Source organism: Pseudomonas sp. Z1-29, from assembly GCF_051131995.1.
Taxonomy (GTDB): Bacteria; Pseudomonadota; Gammaproteobacteria; order Pseudomonadales; family Pseudomonadaceae; genus Aquipseudomonas.
Map to the genome: position 1 here is coordinate 5,027,875 of NZ_CP071645.1, position 23,831 is coordinate 5,051,705.

The 23,831-nt window shown below is 60.9% G+C and carries 28 protein-coding genes; 13 read left to right on the top strand and 15 right to left on the bottom strand.

Annotated features, from left to right (window positions below; genetic code table 11):
* Positions 1 to 5 precede the first annotated feature (5 nt).
* Together cysD and J3P84_RS22910 are read right to left on the bottom strand one after the other, a co-directional pair.
* Positions 6 to 923: a sulfate adenylyltransferase subunit CysD gene (gene cysD / locus J3P84_RS22905; protein WP_007912374.1), complete on the bottom strand. Its 918-nt coding sequence runs from the start codon at positions 921 to 923 to the stop codon at positions 6 to 8.
* A 251-nt stretch (positions 924 to 1,174) separates the two neighbouring features.
* Positions 1,175 to 1,933 carry a Nif3-like dinuclear metal center hexameric protein gene (locus J3P84_RS22910; RefSeq protein WP_434626075.1) on the bottom strand — a complete coding sequence of 253 codons (759 nt, stop codon included), beginning with the start codon at positions 1,931 to 1,933 and terminating at the stop codon, positions 1,175 to 1,177.
* A gap of 104 nt (positions 1,934 to 2,037) precedes the next feature.
* Between J3P84_RS22910 and algW the strand changes: the two genes are divergently transcribed.
* From algW to J3P84_RS22925, 3 genes are all read left to right on the top strand, one after another.
* Entirely contained in the window at positions 2,038 to 3,198 is a 1,161-nt protein-coding gene (algW, locus tag J3P84_RS22915) for a Do family serine endopeptidase AlgW (protein WP_305496771.1), read from the top strand.
* 264 nt (positions 3,199 to 3,462) lie between these two features.
* Positions 3,463 to 5,568: a TonB-dependent siderophore receptor gene (locus tag J3P84_RS22920; RefSeq protein ID WP_434626078.1), complete on the top strand. Its 2,106-nt coding sequence runs from the start codon at positions 3,463 to 3,465 to the stop codon at positions 5,566 to 5,568.
* A 14-nt stretch (positions 5,569 to 5,582) separates the two neighbouring features.
* Positions 5,583 to 6,302: a DUF4198 domain-containing protein gene (locus tag J3P84_RS22925; RefSeq protein ID WP_434626081.1), complete on the top strand. Its 720-nt coding sequence runs from the start codon at positions 5,583 to 5,585 to the stop codon at positions 6,300 to 6,302.
* 203 nt (positions 6,303 to 6,505) lie between these two features.
* Here J3P84_RS22925 and hisC read toward each other — a convergent pair whose 3' ends face one another.
* The 10 genes from hisC to J3P84_RS22975 all read right to left on the bottom strand — a co-directional run bounded on the left by hisC (position 6,506) and on the right by J3P84_RS22975 (position 14,481).
* On the bottom strand, positions 6,506 to 7,558 hold the full coding sequence (gene hisC, locus J3P84_RS22930) for a histidinol-phosphate transaminase (RefSeq protein WP_434626083.1): 1,053 nt from the start codon (positions 7,556 to 7,558) through the stop codon (positions 6,506 to 6,508).
* Between the two features lies 1 nt (position 7,559).
* Positions 7,560 to 8,897 carry a histidinol dehydrogenase gene (hisD, locus tag J3P84_RS22935; RefSeq protein ID WP_434626086.1) on the bottom strand — a complete coding sequence of 446 codons (1,338 nt, stop codon included), beginning with the start codon at positions 8,895 to 8,897 and terminating at the stop codon, positions 7,560 to 7,562.
* Positions 8,898 to 9,021: 124 nt separating this feature from the next.
* Positions 9,022 to 9,657 (bottom strand): ATP phosphoribosyltransferase, encoded by a 636-nt coding sequence (gene hisG, locus J3P84_RS22940; protein ID WP_305496776.1) that lies wholly within the window; start codon positions 9,655 to 9,657, stop codon positions 9,022 to 9,024.
* A gap of 129 nt (positions 9,658 to 9,786) precedes the next feature.
* The gene (gene murA, locus J3P84_RS22945) at positions 9,787 to 11,052 is read right to left on the bottom strand and encodes a UDP-N-acetylglucosamine 1-carboxyvinyltransferase (protein WP_305496778.1); all 1,266 of its coding nucleotides are present in this window, start codon (positions 11,050 to 11,052) and stop codon (positions 9,787 to 9,789) included.
* A 22-nt stretch (positions 11,053 to 11,074) separates the two neighbouring features.
* Complete coding sequence (locus J3P84_RS22950; RefSeq protein ID WP_007953556.1) at positions 11,075 to 11,314, bottom strand: BolA family protein; 240 nt, start codon at positions 11,312 to 11,314, stop codon at positions 11,075 to 11,077.
* A gap of 114 nt (positions 11,315 to 11,428) precedes the next feature.
* Positions 11,429 to 11,734: an STAS domain-containing protein gene (locus tag J3P84_RS22955; protein WP_434626088.1), complete on the bottom strand. Its 306-nt coding sequence runs from the start codon at positions 11,732 to 11,734 to the stop codon at positions 11,429 to 11,431.
* Positions 11,735 to 11,742: 8 nt separating this feature from the next.
* Positions 11,743 to 12,396: an MlaC/ttg2D family ABC transporter substrate-binding protein gene (locus J3P84_RS22960; RefSeq protein ID WP_305496782.1), complete on the bottom strand. Its 654-nt coding sequence runs from the start codon at positions 12,394 to 12,396 to the stop codon at positions 11,743 to 11,745.
* 11 nt (positions 12,397 to 12,407) lie between these two features.
* On the bottom strand, positions 12,408 to 12,875 hold the full coding sequence (mlaD, locus tag J3P84_RS22965) for an outer membrane lipid asymmetry maintenance protein MlaD (protein WP_186613429.1): 468 nt from the start codon (positions 12,873 to 12,875) through the stop codon (positions 12,408 to 12,410).
* On the bottom strand, positions 12,875 to 13,672 hold the full coding sequence (gene mlaE / locus J3P84_RS22970) for a lipid asymmetry maintenance ABC transporter permease subunit MlaE (RefSeq protein WP_305496784.1): 798 nt from the start codon (positions 13,670 to 13,672) through the stop codon (positions 12,875 to 12,877). The genes mlaD and mlaE overlap by 1 nt, the downstream gene beginning before the upstream one ends.
* Entirely contained in the window at positions 13,672 to 14,481 is an 810-nt protein-coding gene (locus J3P84_RS22975; RefSeq protein WP_305496786.1) for an ATP-binding cassette domain-containing protein, read from the bottom strand. The genes mlaE and J3P84_RS22975 overlap by 1 nt, the downstream gene beginning before the upstream one ends.
* 273 nt (positions 14,482 to 14,754) lie before the next feature.
* Between J3P84_RS22975 and J3P84_RS22980 the strand changes: the two genes are divergently transcribed.
* The 10 genes from J3P84_RS22980 (at position 14,755) to J3P84_RS23025 (ending at position 21,764) form a co-directional block, all read left to right on the top strand.
* Positions 14,755 to 15,729: a KpsF/GutQ family sugar-phosphate isomerase gene (locus tag J3P84_RS22980; RefSeq protein WP_434626092.1), complete on the top strand. Its 975-nt coding sequence runs from the start codon at positions 14,755 to 14,757 to the stop codon at positions 15,727 to 15,729.
* The gene (locus tag J3P84_RS22985; protein WP_305496788.1) at positions 15,730 to 16,254 is read left to right on the top strand and encodes a KdsC family phosphatase; all 525 of its coding nucleotides are present in this window, start codon (positions 15,730 to 15,732) and stop codon (positions 16,252 to 16,254) included.
* Between the two features lie 7 nt (positions 16,255 to 16,261).
* Positions 16,262 to 16,834 (top strand): LPS export ABC transporter periplasmic protein LptC, encoded by a 573-nt coding sequence (gene lptC, locus J3P84_RS22990; RefSeq protein WP_434626094.1) that lies wholly within the window; start codon positions 16,262 to 16,264, stop codon positions 16,832 to 16,834.
* Positions 16,821 to 17,369 carry a lipopolysaccharide transport periplasmic protein LptA gene (gene lptA, locus J3P84_RS22995; RefSeq protein WP_305496790.1) on the top strand — a complete coding sequence of 183 codons (549 nt, stop codon included), beginning with the start codon at positions 16,821 to 16,823 and terminating at the stop codon, positions 17,367 to 17,369. The genes lptC and lptA overlap by 14 nt, the downstream gene beginning before the upstream one ends.
* On the top strand, positions 17,369 to 18,094 hold the full coding sequence (lptB, locus tag J3P84_RS23000; protein ID WP_305496791.1) for an LPS export ABC transporter ATP-binding protein: 726 nt from the start codon (positions 17,369 to 17,371) through the stop codon (positions 18,092 to 18,094). Before lptA ends, lptB begins: the two co-directional genes overlap by 1 nt.
* Before the next feature lie 163 nt (positions 18,095 to 18,257).
* Complete coding sequence (locus tag J3P84_RS23005) at positions 18,258 to 19,751, top strand: RNA polymerase factor sigma-54 (RefSeq protein ID WP_434626097.1); 1,494 nt, start codon at positions 18,258 to 18,260, stop codon at positions 19,749 to 19,751.
* Between the two features lie 76 nt (positions 19,752 to 19,827).
* Complete coding sequence (gene hpf / locus J3P84_RS23010) at positions 19,828 to 20,136, top strand: ribosome hibernation-promoting factor, HPF/YfiA family (protein WP_039592236.1); 309 nt, start codon at positions 19,828 to 19,830, stop codon at positions 20,134 to 20,136.
* A 12-nt stretch (positions 20,137 to 20,148) separates the two neighbouring features.
* Entirely contained in the window at positions 20,149 to 20,613 is a 465-nt protein-coding gene (ptsN, locus tag J3P84_RS23015) for a PTS IIA-like nitrogen regulatory protein PtsN (protein ID WP_210642854.1), read from the top strand.
* A 2-nt stretch (positions 20,614 to 20,615) separates the two neighbouring features.
* Positions 20,616 to 21,473: an RNase adapter RapZ gene (rapZ, locus tag J3P84_RS23020; protein ID WP_434626100.1), complete on the top strand. Its 858-nt coding sequence runs from the start codon at positions 20,616 to 20,618 to the stop codon at positions 21,471 to 21,473.
* 15 nt (positions 21,474 to 21,488) lie between these two features.
* On the top strand, positions 21,489 to 21,764 hold the full coding sequence (locus J3P84_RS23025) for an HPr family phosphocarrier protein (RefSeq protein ID WP_434602828.1): 276 nt from the start codon (positions 21,489 to 21,491) through the stop codon (positions 21,762 to 21,764).
* Positions 21,765 to 21,840: 76 nt separating this feature from the next.
* On the opposite strand, the gene J3P84_RS23030 is transcribed toward J3P84_RS23025, so the two are convergent.
* Genes J3P84_RS23030 through J3P84_RS23040 form a run of 3 tightly spaced genes read right to left on the bottom strand, consistent with a single transcriptional unit; the run spans position 21,841 to position 23,812 of the window.
* Complete coding sequence (locus J3P84_RS23030) at positions 21,841 to 22,731, bottom strand: ZIP family metal transporter (protein ID WP_434626103.1); 891 nt, start codon at positions 22,729 to 22,731, stop codon at positions 21,841 to 21,843.
* Positions 22,732 to 22,758: 27 nt separating this feature from the next.
* Complete coding sequence (locus J3P84_RS23035) at positions 22,759 to 23,370, bottom strand: superoxide dismutase (protein WP_434569804.1); 612 nt, start codon at positions 23,368 to 23,370, stop codon at positions 22,759 to 22,761.
* A 1-nt stretch (position 23,371) separates the two neighbouring features.
* Complete coding sequence (locus tag J3P84_RS23040; RefSeq protein ID WP_434626105.1) at positions 23,372 to 23,812, bottom strand: hypothetical protein; 441 nt, start codon at positions 23,810 to 23,812, stop codon at positions 23,372 to 23,374.
* Positions 23,813 to 23,831: the final 19 nt, after the last annotated feature.

Sequence of the window (23,831 nt, forward strand, 5' to 3'; positions counted from 1 at the left end):
ACCCCTTAGAAATAACCCTGACGTTTCTTGTCTTCCATCGAGCCTGCGCCATCGTGGTCGATGACCCGGCCCTGGCGCTCGGAAGTTCGCGTCAGGAGCATTTCCTGAATGATGTCCGTCAGGCTTTCCGCCTCGGACTCCACCGCGCCCGTCAACGGGTAGCAGCCAAGGGTACGGAAACGCACTTTCTTCTTGACGATGCGCGCCTTGTCTTCGTCGGACAGGTGCTCGAGGATGCGCTCGTCGTCGATCATGATCAGCGTGCCGTTCTTCTCGATCACTTCACGCTCGGCGGCGAAGTACAACGGCACGATCGGGATGCCTTCGAGGTAGATGTACTGCCAGATGTCCAGCTCGGTCCAGTTCGACAGCGGGAAGACGCGGATCGACTCGCCCTTGTTGACCTTGCCGTTATAGACGTTCCACAGTTCGGGGCGCTGGTTCTTCGGGTCCCAGCGGTGCTTGCTGTCGCGGAACGAGTAGACGCGCTCCTTGGCGCGGGACTTCTCTTCATCGCGACGGGCGCCGCCGAATGCAGCGTCGAAACCATGCTTGTCGAGCGCCTGCTTCAGGCCCTCGGTCTTCATGATGTCGGTGTGCTTGGCGCTACCGTGGGTGAACGGGTTGATGTTCTGCGCGACGCCGTCCGGGTTGATGTGGGTGATCAGGTCCAGGCCCAGTTCTTCGACCATCTTGTCGCGGAACTTGTACATCTCCTGGAATTTCCAGCGGGTGTCGACGTGCATCACCGGAAACGGCAGCTTGCCGGGGAAAAACGCCTTGCGTGCCAGGTGCAGCATCACGGCGGAGTCTTTACCGATGGAGTACAGCATCACCGGGTTATCGAACTCGGCGGCCACCTCGCGGATGATGTGGATGCTTTCCGCCTCCAGCTGTTTCAGATGCGTCAGTTTGTCGACCATGGCTACTCACGAAAGCTTTCTTATGAACGGCCAGCGGGCCGTGTTCGAGCGGGGAATCCTAGCACAGCGACCTCTTCTAATCAGGGCGCCAACTAGATCGAAACAGCATATGGATATGCCTGTGGGTTCGGGCGCGTTCAGGTATCAATGTGGGAGCGAGCCTGCTCGCGAAAGCGGTGCGTCAGTCAATACCCATGTGTCTGTTATAACGCTTTCGCGAGCAGGCTCGCTCCCACAGGGGTGACCAGCAGTCAGATAGGATTCGGGCAATCGATGAAGATATGCTCCAGCGCGAAGCGTCGCGCCAGATAGTCACCCAGCGCCTGGACGCCGTAGCGCTCGGTCGCATGATGCCCGGCAGCAATGAAGCTGATGCCGTTCTCCCGGGCGCTGTGGAAGGTCTGCTCCGACGCTTCGCCGCTGAGATACAGGTCAACCCCGGCGAGTACCGCCTGATCGATGTAGCCCTGGCCACCGCCGGTGCACCAGCCCACCCGGCGGATCATCTGCTCGCCTTCGATCAACAACGGCTCGCGCCCCATCACTTCCTGGACCTTGCGAGCGAAATCCCGGGGCGTCATCGGCTCGGACAAGGAGCCGACCAGGCCGACGATTTTCGGATTGTCCGGGTCCAGCGGCCCCTCCACGGTGATGTCCAACTGCCGGGCGAGTTGCACGTTATTGCCCACCTCGGGGTGCAGATCCAGCGGCAAGTGGTAAGCCAAGAGACTGATGTCGTGCTTGAGCAGCGTTTTCAGGCGCCGCTGCTTCATGCCGGTGATGCACGGGTTCTCACCCTTCCAGAAATAACCATGATGCACCAGCACCAGGTCGGCGCTGGCCTCCACGGCGGCGTCGAGCAGCGCCTGGCTGGCGGTCACGCCGCTGACGATGCGCATCACCTGCGGCGCGCCCTCGACCTGCAAGCCATTGGGGCAGTAATCGGCGACCCGGCTGCTTGCCAGGTATCGGTCCGCTTCTTCAACCAGGGTGCTCAGGGCTACGGCCATAAAAAGACTCCTAAATATCCCGTTCAGAGGCGTGCGCGGCCTCGTATAATGCGCGACATTATGGGCGGTCCCATTCCGCCTGCAACCTCTGTAGGACGTGCTTAATGCTCAAGGCGCTGCGTTTTTCCGGCTGGCCGCTGTTGGCCGGCGTACTTGTCGCACTACTGATTATCCAGCGCTACCCGGAATGGGTCGGCTTGCCAAGCCTCGACGTCAACCTGCAACAGGCACCGCAGGCCAAGGCTCCGCAGCAGGGCCCCGTGTCCTATGCGGATGCGGTGACCCTCGCCGCGCCGGCGGTGGTCAACCTGTACACCACCAAGGTCGTCAACAAGTCCGGTCACCCACTGTTCGAGGACCCGCAATTCCGACGCTTCTTTGGTGACAATTCCCCCAAGCAGAAGCGCATGGAATCAAGCCTGGGCTCGGGCGTCATCATGAGCCCGGAAGGCTACATCCTGACCAACAACCACGTCACCAGTGGTGCCGACCAGATCGTGGTGGCACTCAAGGACGGTCGTGAAACCCTGGCGCGGGTGATCGGCAGCGACCCGGAAACCGATCTGGCCGTGCTGAAGATCGATTTGAAGAACCTGCCGGCGATCACCATCGGCCGCTCCGACAGCATCCGTATCGGCGACGTGGCCCTGGCGATCGGCAACCCGTTCGGCGTCGGCCAGACCGTGACCATGGGCATCATCAGCGCCACCGGTCGCAACCAGTTGGGCCTGAACAACTACGAGGATTTCATCCAGACCGACGCCGCGATCAACCCCGGCAACTCCGGCGGTGCGCTGGTGGATGCCAATGGCAATCTCACCGGGATCAATACGGCGATCTTCTCCAAGTCCGGCGGCAGCCAGGGCATTGGCTTCGCCATTCCGGTGAAGCTGGCCATGGAGGTGATGAAGTCGATCATCGAGCACGGCCAGGTGATTCGCGGCTGGCTGGGCATTGAAGTCCAGCCGCTGACCCAGGAGCTGGCGGAATCCTTTGGCTTGTCCGGGCGCCCCGGCATCGTCGTGGCGGGGATTTTCCGCGACGGTCCGGCCCAGAAAGCCGGCCTGCAATTGGGTGACGTGATCCTCAGCATCGACGGCGAACCGGCCGGCGACGGCCGCCGCTCGATGAACCAGGTGGCGCGGATCAAGCCCACCGACAAGGTCACCATCCAGGTGATGCGCAACGGCAAGGAGCTCAAGCTCACCGCCGAGATCGGCCTGCGTCCACCGCCGGCACCGGTGGTGCTCAAGGAAGAAGAGTAACCGCGGCGCCTTGATCAGAACACTTGTGGCGAGGGGATTTATCCCCGCTGGGCTGCGAAGCAGCCCCAAGAGCAAGCGACTCGACCAGACTGACACACCGCGGCAGCCAAGTAAGGACTGCTGCGCAGCCCAGCGGGGATAAATCCCCTCGCCACATGTACTCCTCGTTCTGCGGCGACCATAGCTGCACCTGAAATTACAGATAGCATAAATTCTCATTAGTAGTGTTATATTGTTTCAATACTAAAATTGGAACAACATAACATGTCATCCTTCAAACGGATTTCCGCTGCCAGTCTCGCCCTGGGCCTGCTCGGTGATCCCGCCTTCGCCGAAGAAATCCAGCCCCTGGAACTGGACGCCATCAACGTCACGTCCGAGTACGAATCCCCCACCGGCCCCGTTTCAGGTTATCGCGCCACCCGCTCCGCCAGCGCGACCAAAACCGACACCGCCCTGCGCGACGTCCCGCAATCCATCAGCGTGATTACCGCCAGCGTGCTCAAGGACCTGGGCAGTACCAGCGTCGAACGGGCGCTGGAATATGCCGGTGGCGTATCGAAGCAGAACAATTTCGGCGGCCTGACGCTTTATGAATACAGCGTGCGCGGCTTTACCACGTCGGAGTTCTACAAGGACGGCTTCAGCGCCAACCGCGGTTACCCAAGCACCCCGGACGCCGCCAATATCGAACGCATCGAAGTTTTGAAGGGCCCGGCGGCCAGCCTTTATGGTCGGGGAGACCCTGGCGGGACGGTGAACATTGTCACCAAGAAACCCCAACCCGAAGCCTTCACCACACTGCAGACCAGCGCCGGCAGTTGGGACCGATATCGCACAGCGCTGGACGTCAATACGCCACTGGACGCCGAAGGCAACCTGCTGTCGCGAGTAAACCTGGCGGTGGAGGACAACCACAGTTTCCGTGATCACGTCGACAGCAAGCGCGTCTTCGTGGCCCCGTCCATCAGTTGGCAACTGAGCCCGGACACTCGACTGCTGGTGGAAAGCGAAATCGTGCGCCACAGCTCGACGTTCGATCGCGGCATCGTCGCTCCGAATAATCGCTGGGGTGGCGTCTCCCGCTCGACTTTCCTCGGCGAACCCAACGACGGCGACATCGACAATCACAACAATATGCTCCAGGCCGCCCTTGAGCATCAGCTCAACGATACCTGGCAACTGCGTCTGGCCAGCCATTACAAGCAGGGTGAACTCTGGGGCTTCGCCTCAGAGGCGCGCGCCCTGAACGCCGACGGCCACACCGTGAACCGCCGCTACCGCGAGCGCGACAATGATTGGCACGACAGCATCACCCAGTTGGAACTGCGCGGCCAGTTCGACCTCGGCCCCTGGCGGCATGAACTGCTGATCGGCACGGAATACGAGGACTATCGCAAGAACGAACGCGTGACGACCATCGCCGGCAGCGCTTATCCCATCGACATTTACAACCCGATCTACGGCCAGCCGAAACCCAACGGTACGCGCTCCGGCACGGACTTCTTCGAGCATGTCGAAAGCAGGGCCCTGAACCTGCAGGACCAGATCGTCTTCACCGACAAACTACGCGGCCTGCTTGGCGTGCGCTATGAGCACTTCGAGCAAAGCATCGACAATCATGTCAACGACGTCACCAGCCGTCAGCGCCATGACGCCCTGACGCAACGCGCGGGGCTGCTGTATCAACTGACGCCTGAAGTCGGGCTGTTCGCCAACGCCTCCACTTCGTTCAAGCCCAATAACGGCCTGGATGCCGGCGGCAAGACCTTCGACCCGGAGGAAGGTGTCGGTTATGAACTCGGAATCAAGAGCGAGCTGTTCGACGATCGCCTGAGCACCACCCTGGCGGCTTTTCATATAGAGAAGGAAAACGTCCTGACCCAAGTCGCCGGAACCGACTTCAGCCGCGCCGTGGGCAAGGCCCGCAGCCAGGGCATCGACCTCCAGGTCACCGGCCAGGTGACCGACGCCGTGCGGGTAATTGGCGCCTTCGCCTACATCGATGCCGAAGTGACCAAGGGCGACGAGCAGATTCCCGACGGCAGCCGGATCCTCGGCGTTGCCAAGCGCAGCGGCAGCCTGCTTGGGGTCTACGAATTCCAGGACGGCCACCTGCGCGGCTCGGACGTTGGCGCGGCATTCACTTATGTCGGCGATCGCTCGGGCGAGGCCGGCAAGGACTTCGAACTGCCGGCCTACCACACCGTGGATCTGCTGGCCCATTACAAGGCCAGTGACAACGTCACCGTCGGCCTGAACCTGAACAACGTCCTCGACGAAAAATACTACGAACGCTCCTACAGCAATTACTGGGTCACCCCCGGCGATCCGCGCAACTTCACTGTCAGCCTCACCCTCGATCTATAAAAAGGAAAATCAGCATGAAATACCCCAAGACCTTTGCCCTGCTCGGCATGCTCCTGGCTATCGACGCCTCGGCCCATGGCCTGTGGACCGAACAACGCCGCGGCAATATCGAGGTGATCTACGGCCACGGCGCCGAAGACAACGCCTTCAAGGCGCAGAAAATCAGTGGCGCCTGGGCCTACGACCTCGGCGACAAGATGATCCCGGTCACGGTGGAGCGTTTGTCGGACCACGCGCGCCTGCAGCCGCTCAAGCCGCCGGCCGTGCTGGCGGTCGCCCTGGACAACGGCATGTGGTCGCAGACCGCCGACAAGAAATGGATCAACGAAGGCCGCAGCAAAGTGCCTGGGGCGATTGAATCAACCCAGACCTTCAAGTACAGCCTGGCGATCTACGAGCCGGGCGCCAAGCTGCCGAAGCTCGAACCGATCAAGTTCGTGATCCTGCCGGAAGTCGACCCGCTGACCGTCGGCCCCGGCCAATCGCTGCCGGTGCGGGTGCTGCTCGATGGCAAACCGGCCGCCGGTGTGAAGCTGGTGGGCGACTACCGCAGCGCACCGAACACCGTGAGCACTGAAACCGACGCCGAAGGCCGGGCCAAGGTGCTGGTGCGCAATGAAGGTTTGAACGTGATCGCCGCAAGCATGGAAATCCCGCTCAAGGACAACAAGGACGTGGCGACGCGCGGGGTGTTTACTTCGCTGACATTCCTCGGTGAGCCGCATCACGAGTGAAGTCGAAAACTGCGGGAGCTGAGCCGACGCCTTCGCGAGCAGGCTCGCTCCCACAGGGGATTTACAAGTTTGCCGACCTTTTGGACACCCTGAAACGCATGTGGGAGCGAGCCTGCTCGCGAAAGCGTCGGTTCAGCCACCCTTGAGGTGACAAACACTCAGCCATCGCGAGCAAGCTCGCTCCCACAGGGCCGTGCTGAAGGTTAGAGCTCGCCCATAGCCTCGATCAGTGCCTGGTTCTGCTCCGGCGTGCCGATGCTGATCCTCAGGAACTGGGCGATGCGCGCCTGCTTGAAGTGCCGCACGATCACGCCCTGCTCGCGCAGTTTCGCCGCCAGCCCCGCCGCGTCATGTCGGGGGTGACGGGCGAAGATGAAGTTGGCCGCCGACGGCAGTACTTCAAAACCCTTGGCTTCAAGCTGCCCAACTACCCATTCGCGGTGCTCGATGACCGACCGGCAGGTCTGGTCAAAATACTCGCGATCATCGAACGCTGCCGCGCCGCCGACATTCGCCAGGCGATCCAGCGGGTAGGAGTTGAAGCTGTTCTTGATCCGCTCCAACGCTTCGATCAAGTCCGGATGGCCCACCGCCAGGCCCACGCGCAGCCCCGCCAGCGAGCGTGACTTGGACAGGGTTTGTGTCACCAGCAGGTTCGGATAACGATCCACCAGGCTGATGGCCGTTTCGCCGCCGAAATCGATATAGGCCTCATCGACCACTACCACTGAATCCGGGCTGGCCCTGAGGATCTGTTCCACCGCGTCCAGCGCCAGCAGGCAACCGGTCGGCGCATTCGGGTTGGGGAAAATGATCCCGCCATTGGGCTTGGCGTAGTCTGCCGGGTCGATCCGGAATTGTTCATCCAGCGGCACCGCATCGAACTGGATACCGTACAGCCCGCAATAAACCGGATAGAAGCTGTAGCTGATGTCCGGAAACAACAACGGCTGATCGTGCTGCAACAAGCCGTGGAAAATGTGCGCCAGCACTTCATCCGAACCGTTGCCCAGGAACACCTGGTTGGTCTGCACTGCGTAATACCGGGCCACGGCGCTTTTCAGCAAATCACTGTTGGGGTCCGGATACAGGCGCAGATTGTCGTTCAGCTCGGTCTGCATCGCGGCCAGGGCCTTGGGCGATGGGCCGTAGGGATTTTCGTTGGTGTTGAGCTTGACCAGCCGGGTCAGCTTCGGCTGTTCGCCCGGCACGTAGGGCACCAGGTTCTTGACGAACGGGCTCCAGAATTTACTCATTTCAGTTCCCCTGCCCTTCAATGGATGGCTCGTCAAGAATGCGGTACTCGGCGCTACGGGCGTGGGCGCTCAGCGATTCGCCGCGGGCCAGCACCGAAGCGGTCTTGCCCAGTTCGGACGCGCCCTGCTCGGAGCAGAAAATGATCGACGAACGTTTCTGGAAATCGTAAACGCCCAGCGGCGACGAGAAACGCGCGGTGCCGGAAGTCGGCAGCACGTGGTTGGGGCCCGCGCAATAATCACCCAATGCCTCGGACGTGTGACGGCCCATGAAGATCGCACCGGCATGGCGAATCTTCGGCAGCCAGGCTTGCGGGTCGGCCACCGACAACTCCAGGTGTTCCGGTGCGATGCGGTTGGCGACCTCGATGGCCTGCTCCATGTCTTCGACCTTGATCAGCGCTCCACGGCCATTGATCGAGGTGTTGATGATCTCGGCGCGGTCCATGGTCGGCAGCAGCTTGGCGATACTGGCAGCGACCTTGTCGAGGAACCCGGCATCCGGACTGACCAGGATGGCCTGGGCATCTTCGTCGTGCTCGGCCTGGGAAAACAGGTCCATGGCGATCCAGTCCGGGTCGGTCTGGCCGTCGCAGACCACGAGGATCTCCGAAGGGCCGGCGATCATGTCGATGCCGACCTGGCCAAATACGTGGCGCTTGGCGGTGGCAACATAGATATTGCCCGGCCCGACCACCTTGTCGACCCGCGGCACGCTTTCGGTGCCATAGGCCAACGCAGCCACGGCCTGCGCACCGCCGATGGTGAACACTCGGTCGACGCCGGCGATGCAGGCGGCCGCCAACACCAGTTCGTTGATGTCCCCGCGCGGAGTCGGGACGACCATGACCACTTCGGTCACGCCAGCCACCTTGGCCGGAATCGCATTCATCAACACCGAAGACGGATAGGAGGCCTTGCCACCCGGCACATACAGGCCGGCGCGGTCCAGCGGCGTGACCTTCTGGCCAAGCACCGTGCCATCGGCTTCGGTGTAGCTCCAGGAATCCTGCTTCTGTCTTTCGTGATAGCTGCGCACGCGGGACGCAGCTTTTTCCAAGGCTTCGCGCTGGGGCACGGTGATTCGGGTCAGGGCCAGCTCCAGGCGCTCGCGCGGCAGGATCAGGTCGGCCATCGAGGCGACTTGGAGGCCGTCGAACTTCTGGGTGAACTCCACCAGTGCGGCATCACCACGCTCGCGCACGGCTTTGATAATGTCGAGCACACGCTGATTGACCGAGTCGTCGGACACACTCTCCCAGCTCAGCAGATGATCCAGATGATGTGCGAAATCCGGGTCGGCAGCGTTGAGTCGGCGAATCGAGGTGGGAGCGGTCATGGCGAGGGCCTCATTAATGGCAAATGCTCAGGCGCCCTAAGCTACCAGTCCATTCGCGTGGGCACCTGAGAAAATTGGCTATGACGCGGATAGACGGGCGCGACGCAGAAGTCGCGCAGGTGAATCAGCCGCGGTGTCGCGATTCCACTGCCTTGCGCAGGGTGTCGATCAAAGCCTGGATGCGGGCGTGCTGCATTTTCATCGAAGCCTTGTTGACGACCAGCCGGGAGGTGACGTCGGCGATGAAATCCTGCGGCTCAAGACCATTGGCCCGCAACGTATTGCCGGTGTCGACGACGTCGATGATCTTGTCCGCCAGGCCGATCAGCGGCGCCAGCTCCATCGAGCCGTAGAGCTTGATGATGTCGACCTGACGGCCTTGTTCGGCGTAGTAACGCTTGGCAATGTTGACGAACTTGGTCGCCACCCGCAGGCGGCCCTTGGGCTCGGGGGCGCCGACCTTGCCGGCGGTCATCAGCTTGCAGCGGGCGATCCGCAGGTCCAGCGGCTCGTAAAGGCCCTGGCCGCCATACTCCATCAGCACGTCCTTGCCGGCTACGCCCAGATCGGCGGCGCCATGTTCCACATAGGTCGGCACATCGGTGGCGCGTACGATCAACAAGCGCACGTCGGCCTGGGTCGTAGGAATGATCAGCTTGCGGCTCTTGTCCGGATTCTCGGTCGGCACGATGCCCGCTTCGGCCAGAAGCGGCAGGGTGTCGTCAAGGATGCGGCCCTTGGACAGTGCGATGGTCAACATGGGAAGCGTCAGTCCTTATCAAGGTACTCATGCCTGGTCGCAAGCGGCGCCAGACAGACATCGAGGGTGCAACCACCCTCGATGTGAAACGAAATCAGAGGGCACTTCCGTGTGCCCGTTCAGCCGCTACTAGCCCGGTACGCGACGGATCTTGGCGCCGAGCATCTGCAGCTTCTCTTCGATGCACTCGTAGCCACGGTCGATGTGGTAGATGCGGTCGATCAGCGTGTCGCCTTCGGCAACCAGTGCAGAGATGACCAGGCTGGCCGAAGCCCTCAGGTCGGTCGCCATGACAGGCGCGCCTTTCAGTTTTTCGGTCCCGGTGACGATGGCCGTGTTGCCTTCGACCTGGATCCTGGCGCCCATGCGGTGCAGCTCGTAGACGTGCATGAAACGGTTTTCGAAGATCGTCTCGATCACCGCGCCCGTGCCTTCGGCAATGGCGTTGAGGGAGATGAACTGCGCCTGCATGTCAGTCGGGAACGCCGGGTATGGAGCGGTCCGCACGTTGACGGCTTTCGGCCGCTTGCCGTGCATGTTCACTTCGATCCAGTCTGCACCGCAGGTGACTTCGGCACCGGCTTCCTTGAGTTTCTCCAGGACGGCTTCGAGGATGGTCGGATCGGTGTCCTTGACCTTGACGCGACCACCGGTGACGGCGGCGGCTACCAGGTAGGTGCCGGTTTCGATACGGTCCGGCATCACTTTATAGGTGGCCGAGTGCAGGCGCTCGACGCCATCGATGGTGATGGTGTCGGTGCCGGCGCCGCTGATCTTGGCGCCCATGGCGATCAGGAAGTTCGCCAGGTCGACGACTTCAGGCTCGCGGGCAGCGTTTTGCAGCACGCTGCGGCCCTTGGCAAGGGCGGCGGCCATCATGATGTTTTCGGTACCGGTCACGCTGACGGTGTCGAAGAAGAAATGCGCGCCACGCAGGCCGCCTTCAGGCGCCTTGGCCTTGATGTAGCCGCCTTCGACGTCGATCACCGCGCCCATGGCTTCGAGGCCACGGATGTGCAGGTCCACCGGACGCGAACCGATGGCGCAACCGCCAGGCAAGGCGACTTCGGCTTCACCGAAACGAGCGACCATCGGGCCGAGTACCAGGATCGACGCACGCATGGTCTTCACCAGTTCGTACGGCGCGATCAGGGTCTTGATGGTGCGCGGGTCGATTTCGACGCTGAGCTTCTCGTCGATCACAGGCTCGATGCCCATGCGACCGAACAGCTCGATCATCGTGGTGATGTCGTGCAGGTGCGGCAGGTTGGCCACGGTCACCGGGCCATCGCACAGCAGCGTCGCGGCCAGGATCGGCAGGGCGGAGTTCTTTGCCCCGGAAATACGGATTTCGCCATCAAGACGAACGCCGCCGGTAATAATCAGTTTATCCATAAGAATCTCGAGGCCCTTGGGCTCAGGTGCGCTCGGCCCAGGCCGCGCTGCTGAAAAATTTCATCGTGACCGCGTGGATGCTGCCATCGGCGATCCATGGGTTCAAATGGGCATAGATGCTCTGCTGACGCTTCACTGGGCTCAACGCCGCCAGTTCATCGCTGATCACGTTCAACTGGAAGTTGCAGCCTTCGCCTTCAACTTCCACCTGCGTACCAGGCAGCTTTCCTTCAAGGAAGCTCTTCACTTCTACAGCCTGCATGCTCAACCTCAATCGGCGCCCTGTGCGCACGGGTCGCACATCATACAAAAAAGCCCCGCGCCTGCGAACCCCGCGAAGCAGGACTCTGACAGGGGGCGCTTCCAGCGATGTGGGTCAGGGATGCGCCAACAGCTCGGTCAATTCGCTGACCTGGGCTATTTCGCGCATGTCTTCGGGCATCCCGCGGATGCTCCACGTCTTGCCGGCGGCCCTGGCGTCGCGCATGAAGCACAGCAGCAGCGACAGGCCGACGCTGCTGGACTTCTGCACGCCCGAACAGTCGATAACCAGCTCCGCAGCCTTCGCGGACTCGATCAGCGCCTGGCCCTGCTTGCGCAATCCAGGGCCGGTACGGTAATCCAGCACGCCGCTGAGCAGCAGCTCGCCGGCCTCGCCCAGGCGAACGGCCGATTCACTCACCGGCTCATTCATTGTTGCTGCTTCTCTTGGGCGTCTTCGGCAACTTCCTTGGCCTTGGCGACTTCACCGGCCCAACCGTTGATGGTCTTGTCCAGGTCATTGCCATTGCGCTGCATCGCATCGGCGAACTGATCACGGAACAACTTGCCGATGTTGATGCCGTTGATGATCACGTTGCGGACTTTCCACTCGCCGTTGATTTTCTCGAGTGTGTAGGACACCGGGTACACGGCGCCATTGTTGCCCTTGACCGTCATGCCGACGCTGGTGCGCTCGCCTGACTCATCCTTGGCCGGGTCGACCGTGATCCCCTGGTTGTTGTACTCGAGCAAGGCGTTGCCATAGAACTGGAACAGGCTGCGCTTGAAGTTTTCCTGGAAGCGGGTCATCTGCGCGGGCGTAGCCTTGCGCGAATACTTGACGGTCATGATGCTCTTGGAAATACCGTCGGCATCCACCACCGGCCCGACGATACGATTCAAGGACTCGTAGAATGCGCCCGGGTCCTGCTTGTACTTTTCCTTGTTCGCCGACAGATCGGCCAACAGTTGGTCGGTGGTCGTCTTGATGATGTCGTGCGCCGAAGGCGCCGCCACGGCGTTGCCCATCAGCGGCAGCGCCGCCAGCAGGACCAGCAGGCTGCGTCGCAGGATAGAGATCATTCAAAAGCTCCTCATTTGGCGTCTTTGCTAACGGTATTGAGCAGGAATTTACCGATCAGGTCCTCAAGCACCAGCGACGACTGCGTGTCGTGAATGGTCCCGCCATCCTTGAGCAGGGAGTCTTCCCCGCCCACGCTGATACCGATGTATTTCTCACCCAACAGCCCAGCCGTGAGGATAGATGCAGTGGAGTCAGTCGGCAGGTTGTCCACGCGCTTTTCCAGCTGCAGCGTCACCCGACCGGTGAAACTGTCGCGATCCAGATCGATTGCCGTGACCTTGCCGATGGTCACACCGGCCATGGTCACCTTGGCTCTGACAGTCAAACCGGCGATATTGTCAAAATAAGCATAAAGTTTATAAGTATCGGTGCTTGCGGTCGGCGCCAGTCCACTGACCCGCAGGGCCAGCAACAGCAAAGCCAGGATGCCAGCCAGCAGGAAAAGGCCGACACCGATTTCCAGGGTGCGGTTTTGCATCAGAAATCTCCAAACATCAAGGCGGTCAGAATAAAGTCAAGGCCCAGGACGGCCAACGAGGCGTATACCACGGTCTTGGTTGTGGCACGGCTGATCCCCTCTGACGTGGGCTCACAGTCATAACCTTGAAACACGGCGATCCAGGTCACTACGAAAGCGAATACGGCACTCTTGATCACACCGTTGAGCACATCGTCGAGAAAATCGACGCTGTTCTGCATATTGGCCCAGTAGGAGCCTTCATAGACCCCCAGCCAATCGACGGCAACCCATGAGCCGCCCCAGATCCCCACGACGCTGAAGATCATTGCCAGCACCGGCAGGGAAATGAAGCCGGCCCACAAGCGCGGGGCAATGATGTACTTGAGCGGGTCGACCCCGATCATTTCCAGGCTGGACAGCTGTTCGGTGGACTTCATGTTACCGATCTCGGCCGTCAACGCTGAACCGGCGCGCCCGGCAAACAGCAGCGCCGTGACCACGGGACCGAGCTCACGCAGCAAGGTCAGCGCAACCATCTGCCCGACCGCCTGCTCGGAACCGTAGCTGGACAATATGCTGAAGCCCTGGAGCGCCAGGACCATGCCGATGAAAATCCCCGAGACGACGATGATCACCAGGGACATCACCCCCACCGAATGCAGTTGCTTGACCAGCAGGCCAAAACCGCCGCCGGTCGAACTGCGACCGAGCAAGGCGTGCATCAGGAACAGCGACGAACGCCCCAGTACCGCCACCACGTCGATGCCCGAGCGACCGAACAGGCGGACTCTTTCTATTAATGACTTCTTGCGCATCAGCGCTTCCCCAGCAGATCGGTACGGTAATCCGTGGCCGGAAAATGGAACGCCACCGGGCCGTCCGGATCACCTTTCATGAATTGGCGAATACGCGGGTTGTCCGAATCCTTCAGCTCCTGGGGCGTGCCCTGCCCCAACACCTGGCCATCGCCGACCACATAGATGTAGTCGGCAATGCTCGCGGTTTCGGCCAGGTCGTGGGACACCACGATACTGGTGATGCCCAACGCATCGTTGAGCAAGCGGATCAGACGCACCAGCACGCCCATGGCGATAGGGTCCTGTCCGACGAAGGGCTCGTCGTACATGAGGATCTGCGGATCGAGGGCAATCGCCCGAGCCAACGCGACGCGACGCTTCATGCCACCGGACAGTTCGTCCGGCATCAGCTCCAGGGCGCCGCGCAGCCCGACGGCCTGCAATTTGAGCAGGACAATATCGCGGATCATCTCTTCCGGCAGCTCCGTATGGACCCGCAGGGGAAACGCCACGTTTTCGAATACGTCGAGATCGGTAAACAGCGCACCGCTCTGGAACAGCACGCCCATGTGCTTGCGCGCATCGAACAGATCGCTGCGCGACAGTTCTGGAAGATTCTGGCCATTGACCCAGACTTCGCCGGCACTGGGACGCAATTGTGCCCCCATCAGGCGCAGCAGCGTGGTCTTGCCGCAGCCGGAAGGCCCCATGATGCCGGTCACCTTGCCGCGCGGGATACGAATATCGATGTCATTAAAAATGCTGCGCGTCCCTCGCTTGAAGGACAGCCCCTTCAGCTCGACCGCGTAGGCGTTGTCGGCACTCATCTAAACTCCTTGCGATGCAGCCTCATATTCGGATGTCCCGGCCAGCCGACAAACGCCGGTAACGCCGGGCACACGAACCGGCGGCGAACTATATCACTGCAACGACCAAGCGCCCAAGGCCGACGCCCGCCCGTTGAGCCTTGCTCGAGGTAAAACGTCACATTTCATGTCAAGCGTTGGGGCTGCCTGAACAAAGCATGACGAACTAACGTGAGGGAATCGTTCATTGCCGGTATAATCGCCGCCTTTTCATCGGGCTATACGATTTCTGACATGAGCCAATCCAGCGAACTGATTCAATCGGCACAACGTACCCTCCGCCTCGAACTCGAAGCCGTGCAAGGTTTGCTGGCCCATATCGATGCTGATTTCGTACGCGCGTGCGAGATGATTCTGTCCAGCAAGGGCCGCGTGGTCGTGGTGGGCATGGGCAAATCCGGGCACATCGGCAACAAGATTGCCGCGACCCTGGCCAGCACCGGCACCCCGGCGTTTTTTGTCCACCCCGCCGAAGCCAGCCATGGCGACATGGGCATGATCACTCGGGATGACATCATCCTGGCGCTGTCGAACTCCGGCTCCACCAATGAAATCGTCACCCTGCTGCCGCTGATCAAGCGCCTGGGCATCCAGTTGATCAGCCTCACCGGCAATCCTGACTCGCCGCTGGCCAAGGCCGCCGAGGTGAACCTCAACGTGCATGTCGAACACGAAGCCTGCCCGCTGAATCTGGCACCCACCTCTTCCACCACGGCGGCGCTGGTCATGGGCGACGCCCTGGCCGTGGCCTTGCTGGAAGCCAGGGGCTTCACCGCCGAAGATTTCGCTTTCTCCCACCCCGGTGGCGCCCTGGGCCGCCGGCTGCTGCTCAAGGTCGAAAACGTGATGCACGCGGGAGACGCATTGCCGCAGATACAGCGTGGCACGCTGCTCAAGGACGCCCTCATGGAGATGACCCGCAAGGGCCTGGGCATGACCGTTATTCTAGAAACGGACGGCAAGCTCGCCGGGATCTTCACCGACGGCGACCTGCGTCGTACCCTGGATCGCACCATCGATATCCACAGCACGACCATCGATGAGGTCATGACCCCCCACGGCAAGACAGCCCGGGCCGAAATGCTTGCCGCCGAAGCCTTGAAGATCATGGAAGACCACAAGATCAGCGCCCTGGTGGTGGTCGACGACGAAGACCGCCCGGTGGGCGCCCTGAATATGCACGACTTGCTGCGTGCGGGAGTCATGTAAATGAGCACAGACCTGTTGCAACGCGGCAAAGCAATCAAACTGGCAGTGTTCGACGTGGATGGTGTGCTGACCGATGGCCGCCTGTACTTCCTCGAAGACGGCAGCGAATTCAAGACGTTCAACACCCTTGATGGCCAGGGCATCAAGATGCTGATGGCCACCGGCGTGCAGACCGCCATCATCAGTGGCCGCAAGACCCCAGTGGTCGAACGGCGCGCGAAGAACCTCGGCATCCCGCACCTTTATCAGGGCCGCGAAGACAAATTGGTGGTGCTGGACGAACTCCTCGGCCAACTCAATCTAAGCTATGAGCAGGTCGCCTACCTCGGTGACGATCTGCCAGACCTTCCGGTGATCCGCCGTGTCGGCCTGGGCATGGCAGTGGCCAACGCGGCTGCCTTCGTACGCGAGCACGCCCATGGCGTCACCACGGCGAGGGGCGGCGAAGGCGCGGCCCGCGAATTCTGTGAACTGATCCTGCGTGCCCAGGGCCACCTCGAAGCGGCCAACGCCGCGTACCTGTGAGCCACCTATGCTAAGCAAGAAAATTCGCACCATCCTGGTGTTCGGCTGTATCGCCGCGATCTTCGCGGCGGTGGGCTACTGGAACATCAGCCCGGAACGCTTCCTCGACCAGCCTGCGGTCCAGGCGCCGGAAAACGATATCGACTGGTACGCGACCAACACGCACACCTTGCAGTACCTGCCTGACGGCAAGCTGCAGTATGAGATGACGTCGGACAAGGTCGATCACGTGAAGGCCAGCGACATGACGCTGGTCACCAAGCCGGACCTGAACATGTTCCGCGGCACGGAGTTCCCGTGGCACGTACAAAGCGAGCGCGCCGAGGTCAACCCCGGCGGCACCGAAGTGGAACTGATCGACTCGGTACGCGTGGCCCGGACCGATGAGAAGAACCGTACGACCATCATTACCAGTACCCGTATGACAGTCTTCCCGCAGCGCCAATATGCGCAGACCGAGCAACCCGTTAGAATCGACGGCGCCGGCGGCGTGTCGACCGGCACGGGAATGAAGGCCTATTTGAAGGAAAGCAGGATACACCTGCTATCGAACGTAAGAGGACAGTATGAAGCTCGCTAAAACCCTCCCTATTTTGCTCAGTCTGGGCGCAGCACTGGGAAGCGCGAGCGCCTGGGCCCTCCCCACCGACCGCGACCAGCCTATCCGCATCCAGGCCGACGACGCGCAACTGGACGACAAGAACGGCGTCGCCACTTATAAGGGTGACGTGATCATCACTCAGGGTTCGATGAAGGTCACCGGCAATACCGTGACCATCACCCGCACCCAGTCCGGCGACATCGACGTGGTGACCTCGGTGGGCAACCTGGCCTACTTCGAGCAGATGCAGACCGCGGGCGATACCAAGCCGGTCCAGGGCTATGGCGTCACCATCCAGTATCACGCGTCCCAGGACCGCGTCGTGCTGATCGACCGCGCCAAGGTTGTCGACAAGGACAATAACGTGACCCAGGGCGAGAAAATCGTCTATGACACCAACAAGAAACTGGCCAGCGCCGGTCGCGCCACTGGCAGCAAGGTCACCGAATCGCGCCCACGCATCGACATGGTGATCCAGCCGAAAAAGAAAACCGACGAGCAGAAGGCCCAGTAATGGCAACTCTGAAAGCTCAGCATCTGGCCAAGAGCTACAAGAACCGCCAAGTCGTGCGTGATGTCAGCCTGTCCATCGAAAGCGGCCAGATCGTAGGCTTGCTCGGCCCCAATGGCGCGGGCAAGACCACCTGTTTCTACATGATTGTCGGCCTGGTGCAGGCCGACCAGGGTCGCGTACTGATCGATGACCTGGACGTCAGCCACCGGCCGATGCATGGCCGGGCAAAGGCTGGCATTGGCTACCTGCCACAAGAGGCGTCGATCTTTCGCAAGTTGTCGGTAGCCGACAACATCATGGCGATCCTGGAAACCCGCCAGGAGCTCGACAAGGCCGGCCGTCGCCAGGAGCTGGAAAGCCTGCTGCAGGAGTTCCATATCAGCCACATTCGCGACAATCTGGGCATGAGCCTTTCCGGTGGCGAACGTCGCCGCGTGGAGATCGCCCGTGCCCTGGCCACCGCGCCGAAATTCATTCTGCTGGATGAGCCGTTTGCCGGCGTGGACCCGATTTCGGTGGGCGACATCAAGCAGATCATCCATCACCTCAAGGCCAAGGGAATCGGCGTGCTGATCACCGACCACAACGTACGCGAGACGCTGGATATCTGTGAAACCGCCTACATCGTCAACGATGGCCAGCTGATCGCCGAGGGCGACTCCGCCACCATCCTGGCCAACGAACTGGTCAAGGAAGTATACCTGGGCCATGAGTTCCGCCTTTAAGCCAAAGGTGGCCTGGCGGATGCCCGGGCGCCCTCAATTAATTGAGATAGCCCCCTAGGCAAACACTTCAGTTTCAGGCATATAATTTGCTTAAGTTTGGCGCTTCGGCGCCCTGTAGTGGATGGCGCATGTGCGCCGGCGAATAAGGTGTTAAGCCCCAGCCATGAAACCATCGCTAGTCTTGAGAATGGGCCAGCAGCTGACGATGACACCGCAGCTGCAACAGGCTATCCGCCTACTCCAATTGTCGACCCTGGACCTGCAACAGGAAATCCAGGAGGCGCTGGAGTCCAATCCGATGCTCGAACGCCAGGAAGAAGGCGACGACTTCGACAATACCGACCCACTGGCCGACAACGTCGAGCAGAAAACCACCCCGGAGGTCCCGGAACCGTCCTATCAGGAAGCCGCCCCGACGGTGGATAACCTCGACGATGGCGAATGGAGCGAACGCATTCCCAATGACCTGCCCGTGGACACGGCGTGGGAAGACGTCTACCAGACCAGCGCCAGCAGCCTGCCAGGCGGTGACGACGACGAGTGGGACTTCACCACTCGCACCTCTGCTGGCGAAAGCCTGCAAAGCCATCTGCTGTGGCAACTGAACCTGGCGCCGATGTCGGACACCGATCGCCTGATCGCGGTGACGTTGATCGATTGCATCAACAACCAGGGCTACCTGGACGAGACCCTCGAAGAAATCCTCGAAGCCTTTGACCCTGAGCTCGATATCGAGCTGGACGAGATCGAAGCCGTCCTGCATCGCATCCAGCAATTCGAACCCGCCGGCATTGGCGCTCGCAACCTAGGCGAATGCCTACTGCTGCAATTGCGCCAGCTGCCCGCCAAGACGCCATGGCTGGGCGAAGCCAAGCGCCTGGTAACCGATTACATCGACCTGTTGGGCGGCCGCGACTACAGCCAGTTGATGCGCCGGATGAAGCTCAAGGAAGATGAGTTGCGCCAGGTCATCGAACTGGTGCAAAGCCTGAATCCGCGCCCCGGCTCGCAAATCGAATCCACCGAGCCCGAGTATGTCGTCCCCGATGTGATCGTGCGCAAACACAACGATCGCTGGCTGGTGGAGCTGAACCAGGAATCGGTACCCAAGCTGCGGGTCAATGCCCAATACGCCGGTTTCGTGAAGCGCGCCGACACCAGCGCCGACAATACCTTCATGCGCAATCAGTTGCAGGAGGCGCGCTGGTTCATCAAGAGCCTGCAAAGCCGCAACGAAACCCTGATGAAAGTCGCCACCCAGATCGTCGAGCATCAGCGCGGCTTCCTGGAGTACGGTGACGAAGCGATGAAACCGTTGGTCTTGCATGACATCGCCGAGGCGGTAGGCATGCACGAGTCGACGATTTCGAGGGTGACAACCCAGAAATTCATGCATACCCCAAGGGGCATCTATGAATTGAAATACTTTTTCTCCAGCCACGTCAGTACCTCCGAAGGCGGTGAATGCTCGTCCACGGCCATCCGCGCGATCATTAAAAAACTGGTCGCTGCGGAAAATCAGAAAAAGCCGTTGAGTGACAGCAAGATCGCTGGTTTACTGGAGGCACAAGGCATTCAGGTGGCCCGCCGTACCGTCGCCAAATACCGCGAATCCCTGGGAATCGCGCCTTCGAGCGAACGCAAGCGGTTGATGTAACAGGCCACGCCACAGCGTTCCAGTGGCAGGTATTTCTACCTGCCGCTTTATGCACTGGCAACGAAGGAGAAGCTGTATGCAAGTCAACATCAGTGGACACCAACTGGAAGTGACCGAACCCCTGCGCACCTACATCGGCGAAAAGCTCGACCGATTGGAAAGGCATTTCGACAAGATCACCAACGTGCAAGTCACGATGAACGTCGAGAAGCTGCTGCAGAAAATCGAAGCCACGCTGCATATCCCCGGCGGAGAAGTGGTTGCCAACGCAGAGCATTCAGACATGTATGCCGCGATTGACCTGCTGACCGACAAGCTGGATCGCCAACTCAAAAAGCATAAGGAAAAGACCCAGAGCCTCCTCCAGGGCGCAACCGGTCGTTAACCCCCCCAATCCATGATCCGACTAGAATCCATCCTGACCCCCGGCCGTTCACAGGTGAACGCGCCGGGCGGCAGTAAAAAGAAAGCCCTCGAACAAATCGCCAACCTGATCCACCGCGAAGTACCGGATCTGGAAATGCAGGACGTTTTCGAGGCGCTGGTTGCCCGTGAGAAACTCGGCTCCACCGGTTTTGGCAACGGCATCGCCATTCCCCATTGCCGCCTCAAGGGTTGTTCCGCGCCGATCAGTGCGCTGCTACACCTTGAAGCCCCCATCGATTTCGACGCCATCGACGGCGCCCCGGTCGACCTGCTGTTCGTATTGCTGGTCCCGGAAGCGGCGACCGATGCGCACCTCGAGCTGCTGCGCCAGATCGCCAGCATGCTCGACCGCAAGGAAGTACGCGAAAAACTGCGCAGCGCCCCGAGCAACGAAGCCTTGTATCAGGTAGTCCTGGACGAGCAGAACGGTCATTAAACATGCGTATGATCATCGTCAGTGGCCGCTCCGGCTCCGGCAAAAGCACGGCCCTCAACGTTCTTGAGGACAGTGGCTACTATTGCATCGACAATTTGCCGGCCGGCCTGCTCCCACAACTGGCCGAGCGCGCCTTGATCCACACCGAGCTGGCGCAACCGCTGGTCGCCGTCTCGATCGACGCGCGTAACCTGCCGAGCCATTTGTCGCGGTTTCCGGCATTGCTTGAAGAAGTGCGCAGCCGGCACATCCAATGCGACGTGTTGTACCTCGACGCTGACGAAGAAACCCTGCTCAAGCGCTTCTCGGAAACCCGTCGACGCCACCCGTTGAGCAACGCCAGCCGCTCCCTGGCTGAAGCGATCCATGACGAGAGCCAACTGCTGGGGCCGATTGCCGACCTGGCGGACCTGAAGGTCAACACCACCAACCTGAACCTGTACCAGTTGCGCGACACCATCAAGTTGCGCCTGCTGAACCAGCCGGAACCGGGTACGGCGTTCCTGGTGGAGTCGTTCGGCTTCAAGCGTGGCATGCCGGTGGATGCCGACCTGGTGTTTGATGTCCGCTGCCTGCCCAACCCTTACTGGAAACCCGAACTGCGCGAGCAGTCCGGGCTTGACCAGTCGGTGATCGACTACCTGGCTGCCCAGCCGGATGTCGAGGAAATGTACCAGGATATCTCCAGCTACCTGCTCAAGTGGCTACCGCGTTTTGCCGCCAGCAATCGTGCCTATGTCACGATTGCCATCGGCTGCACCGGCGGTCATCACCGCTCCGTGTACCTGACCGAACGCCTGGGTCAGCTCCTGCAAAAATCCCTGAAGAATGTCCAGGTTCGCCACCGCGACCTCAGCTAAAGGATTCACATCGCGATGCCTGCTCGGGAAATTGAAATCATCAACAAGCTGGGTTTGCATGCCCGTGCATCGGCGAAATTCGTAGGTGTCGCCGGCAAGTTTCCAGAAACCACGATCAGGGTCGGGCGCACGCCGGAGGCAACAGTCGACGGTAAGAGCATCATGGCGATGATGATGCTGGCTGCGGGTAAAGGCACCAAGATCCACCTGAGTACCGAAGGTGAACAGGCGCAGGAAGCCATGGATGCGCTGGTGGCACTGATCAACAACTATTTCGACGAAGGCGAGTAATCAGGCACTGCTGACTTGCCGGTGGTGAGGGAGCAAGCTCCCTCACCACAAAAGCTCATCCACTTGCAGATTTGCATCACCCCAACGCCGTATCCATCACCATCATCAAGCAGAACCCAAGCAAGAGCCCCAGGCTCGCCAGTTTTTCATGCCCATTGCGACGCGACTCGGGGATGACCTCATGGGTCACCACCAACAGCATCGCTCCAGCGGCCAGCGCCAGCCCCAACGGCAACAGCACCTCGGCCAACGTCACCAGCCAGGCACAGAGCAATGCGAACACCGGCTCGACCAGCCCTGACGCTGCGCCAATCAGGAACGCCTTGACCCGCGACATCCCCGCCGCGGCCAGCACCAGCGCAATCACCAGCCCTTCCGGCACATCCTGCAAAGCGATGCCCATCGCCAGGCTATCGGCATCCGCCATGCCGCCGCCCGCCGAAACGCCCACCGCCATGCCTTCCGGGATGTTGTGGGCGATGATGGCGAACACGAACAACCAGATCCGCGGCGCAATAACCGGTCGTCCTGGGGTCGCAACCAGTCGTTCAGGGCTGGCAGAGACCTTGCGGTCCACCAGGTACAGTCCGAACGCCCCCGACAGGATGCCGAAACAGATGAGCCCGCTGGCCGCCCAAGGCGTGAAGCCCAACTGCTCGGCTGCGGCAATGCCCGGCACGATGAGCGAAAACGCGGTGGCGGCGAGCATCACCCCGGCCCCGAAGCCCAGCAGCGAGTCGCTCATGGCCTGAGGCATGCGCCGTATCACCAGCACCGGCACCGCGCCCAACGCCGTACCCAAGGCGCAAAGCCCACCGCCCTGGAGCGCACGCAACATTTTTGGCTCAAGCTCCAGCCACGCCAGCCCTTGGGCCACCAACAATGTCATGCCGGCCAACAGCAACAGCGAGCCCAAGGCATAGCGGAACATTCGCCCGCCGCCTATCGCCAGAGTTTCAGTGTCCATAGTCAGCCTTGGGTTGTTTATAAGAACTCAAGCAAGCGCAGCCTGGTAGCGCCGGGCGACTTCTGGCCAATTGATCACGTTGTAGAACGCGTTGATGTATTCCGGACGGCGGTTTTGATACAGCAGGTAATAGGCATGCTCCCAGACGTCCAGGCCCAGGATCGGCGTGTTGCCGCCCATCAGCGGGCTGTCCTGGTTGCCGCTGCTTTCCACCACCAGAGTCTTTTGCGGGGTCACACTCAACCAGGCCCAGCCGCTGCCGAAGCGGGTCAGTGCCGCTTTCGTGAAGGCTTCCTTGAACTGATCGAGACCGCCCAACTGCGCGTCTATCGCCGCTGCCAGCGCACCGTCCGGCTGGCCGCCACCGTGGGGCGTCATCACTTCCCAGAACAGCGAGTGGTTCGCATGACCACCGCCCTGGTTGATCACCGCGGCTCGTAGCGCCTGCGGTAATTGCTCCACGCTGGCCACCAGTTTTTCGATGGGCCAATCGGCATATTCAGTGCCATCCACCGCCGCGTTGAGGTTGTTGATGTAAGTCTGGTGATGCTTGGTGTAGTGGATCTCCATGGTCTGCGCATCGATGTGCGGTTCCAAGGCGTCGTAGGCGTAAGGCAATGCAGGCAAGGTGAAAGCCATCTCAGTGGACTCCGTAATGATGAGGGACGTGGCTGTGCCGGGACGAAACGGCAGCGTTGTGCAGCAGGCGCTGAGTGCGTGGGTACTCGCCATGCTCGCTGATGAAATTCAGCAGTTCGACGTAGGTCCTGTGGCTCTGGCGCATCGCGGCGGCACGCAGGGCCGGCGCCAGGCGTTCGTCCTGCATGGTCTGCAATAACCGTTGGTGAATCGCGCAGAGGTACTCGGCGCTCTCCTCCGGCTGGTTCAGGCGCAAGTGCAGATCCGCCAGGTTGTGATGCGACACGACACAGGCGGCCACGGCTTCGTCGGCATCCGCCCAACGCTCGAACAACACCTGCGCCAGGGCCAGGGCCTGCAGGTAGGCTTCGCGGGCATCCACCCACTCGCCCTGCAGGAAATGGTGATTGGCCCGTTCGATCGTACGTTTCCAATGCTCCATGATGAGTCCTCCACACAAG

Coding starts and splice junctions, on each gene's coding strand:
- cysD (WP_007912374.1), bottom strand. CDS start 923: ATGGTCGACAAACTGACGCATCTGAAACAGCTGGAGGCGGAAAGCATC.
- J3P84_RS22910 (WP_434626075.1), bottom strand. CDS start 1,933: ATGGCCGTAGCCCTGAGCACCCTGGTTGAAGAAGCGGACCGATACCTG.
- algW (WP_305496771.1), top strand. CDS start 2,038: ATGCTCAAGGCGCTGCGTTTTTCCGGCTGGCCGCTGTTGGCCGGCGTA.
- J3P84_RS22920 (WP_434626078.1), top strand. CDS start 3,463: ATGTCATCCTTCAAACGGATTTCCGCTGCCAGTCTCGCCCTGGGCCTG.
- J3P84_RS22925 (WP_434626081.1), top strand. CDS start 5,583: ATGAAATACCCCAAGACCTTTGCCCTGCTCGGCATGCTCCTGGCTATC.
- hisC (WP_434626083.1), bottom strand. CDS start 7,558: ATGAGTAAATTCTGGAGCCCGTTCGTCAAGAACCTGGTGCCCTACGTG.
- hisD (WP_434626086.1), bottom strand. CDS start 8,897: ATGACCGCTCCCACCTCGATTCGCCGACTCAACGCTGCCGACCCGGAT.
- hisG (WP_305496776.1), bottom strand. CDS start 9,657: ATGTTGACCATCGCACTGTCCAAGGGCCGCATCCTTGACGACACCCTG.
- murA (WP_305496778.1), bottom strand. CDS start 11,052: ATGGATAAACTGATTATTACCGGCGGCGTTCGTCTTGATGGCGAAATC.
- J3P84_RS22950 (WP_007953556.1), bottom strand. CDS start 11,314: ATGCAGGCTGTAGAAGTGAAGAGCTTCCTTGAAGGAAAGCTGCCTGGT.
- J3P84_RS22960 (WP_305496782.1), bottom strand. CDS start 12,396: ATGATCTCTATCCTGCGACGCAGCCTGCTGGTCCTGCTGGCGGCGCTG.
- mlaD (WP_186613429.1), bottom strand. CDS start 12,875: ATGCAAAACCGCACCCTGGAAATCGGTGTCGGCCTTTTCCTGCTGGCT.
- mlaE (WP_305496784.1), bottom strand. CDS start 13,672: ATGCGCAAGAAGTCATTAATAGAAAGAGTCCGCCTGTTCGGTCGCTCG.
- J3P84_RS22975 (WP_305496786.1), bottom strand. CDS start 14,481: ATGAGTGCCGACAACGCCTACGCGGTCGAGCTGAAGGGGCTGTCCTTC.
- J3P84_RS22980 (WP_434626092.1), top strand. CDS start 14,755: ATGAGCCAATCCAGCGAACTGATTCAATCGGCACAACGTACCCTCCGC.
- J3P84_RS22985 (WP_305496788.1), top strand. CDS start 15,730: ATGAGCACAGACCTGTTGCAACGCGGCAAAGCAATCAAACTGGCAGTG.
- lptC (WP_434626094.1), top strand. CDS start 16,262: ATGCTAAGCAAGAAAATTCGCACCATCCTGGTGTTCGGCTGTATCGCC.
- lptA (WP_305496790.1), top strand. CDS start 16,821: ATGAAGCTCGCTAAAACCCTCCCTATTTTGCTCAGTCTGGGCGCAGCA.
- lptB (WP_305496791.1), top strand. CDS start 17,369: ATGGCAACTCTGAAAGCTCAGCATCTGGCCAAGAGCTACAAGAACCGC.
- J3P84_RS23005 (WP_434626097.1), top strand. CDS start 18,258: ATGAAACCATCGCTAGTCTTGAGAATGGGCCAGCAGCTGACGATGACA.
- hpf (WP_039592236.1), top strand. CDS start 19,828: ATGCAAGTCAACATCAGTGGACACCAACTGGAAGTGACCGAACCCCTG.
- ptsN (WP_210642854.1), top strand. CDS start 20,149: ATGATCCGACTAGAATCCATCCTGACCCCCGGCCGTTCACAGGTGAAC.
- rapZ (WP_434626100.1), top strand. CDS start 20,616: ATGCGTATGATCATCGTCAGTGGCCGCTCCGGCTCCGGCAAAAGCACG.
- J3P84_RS23025 (WP_434602828.1), top strand. CDS start 21,489: ATGCCTGCTCGGGAAATTGAAATCATCAACAAGCTGGGTTTGCATGCC.
- J3P84_RS23030 (WP_434626103.1), bottom strand. CDS start 22,731: ATGGACACTGAAACTCTGGCGATAGGCGGCGGGCGAATGTTCCGCTAT.
- J3P84_RS23035 (WP_434569804.1), bottom strand. CDS start 23,370: ATGGCTTTCACCTTGCCTGCATTGCCTTACGCCTACGACGCCTTGGAA.
- J3P84_RS23040 (WP_434626105.1), bottom strand. CDS start 23,812: ATGGAGCATTGGAAACGTACGATCGAACGGGCCAATCACCATTTCCTG.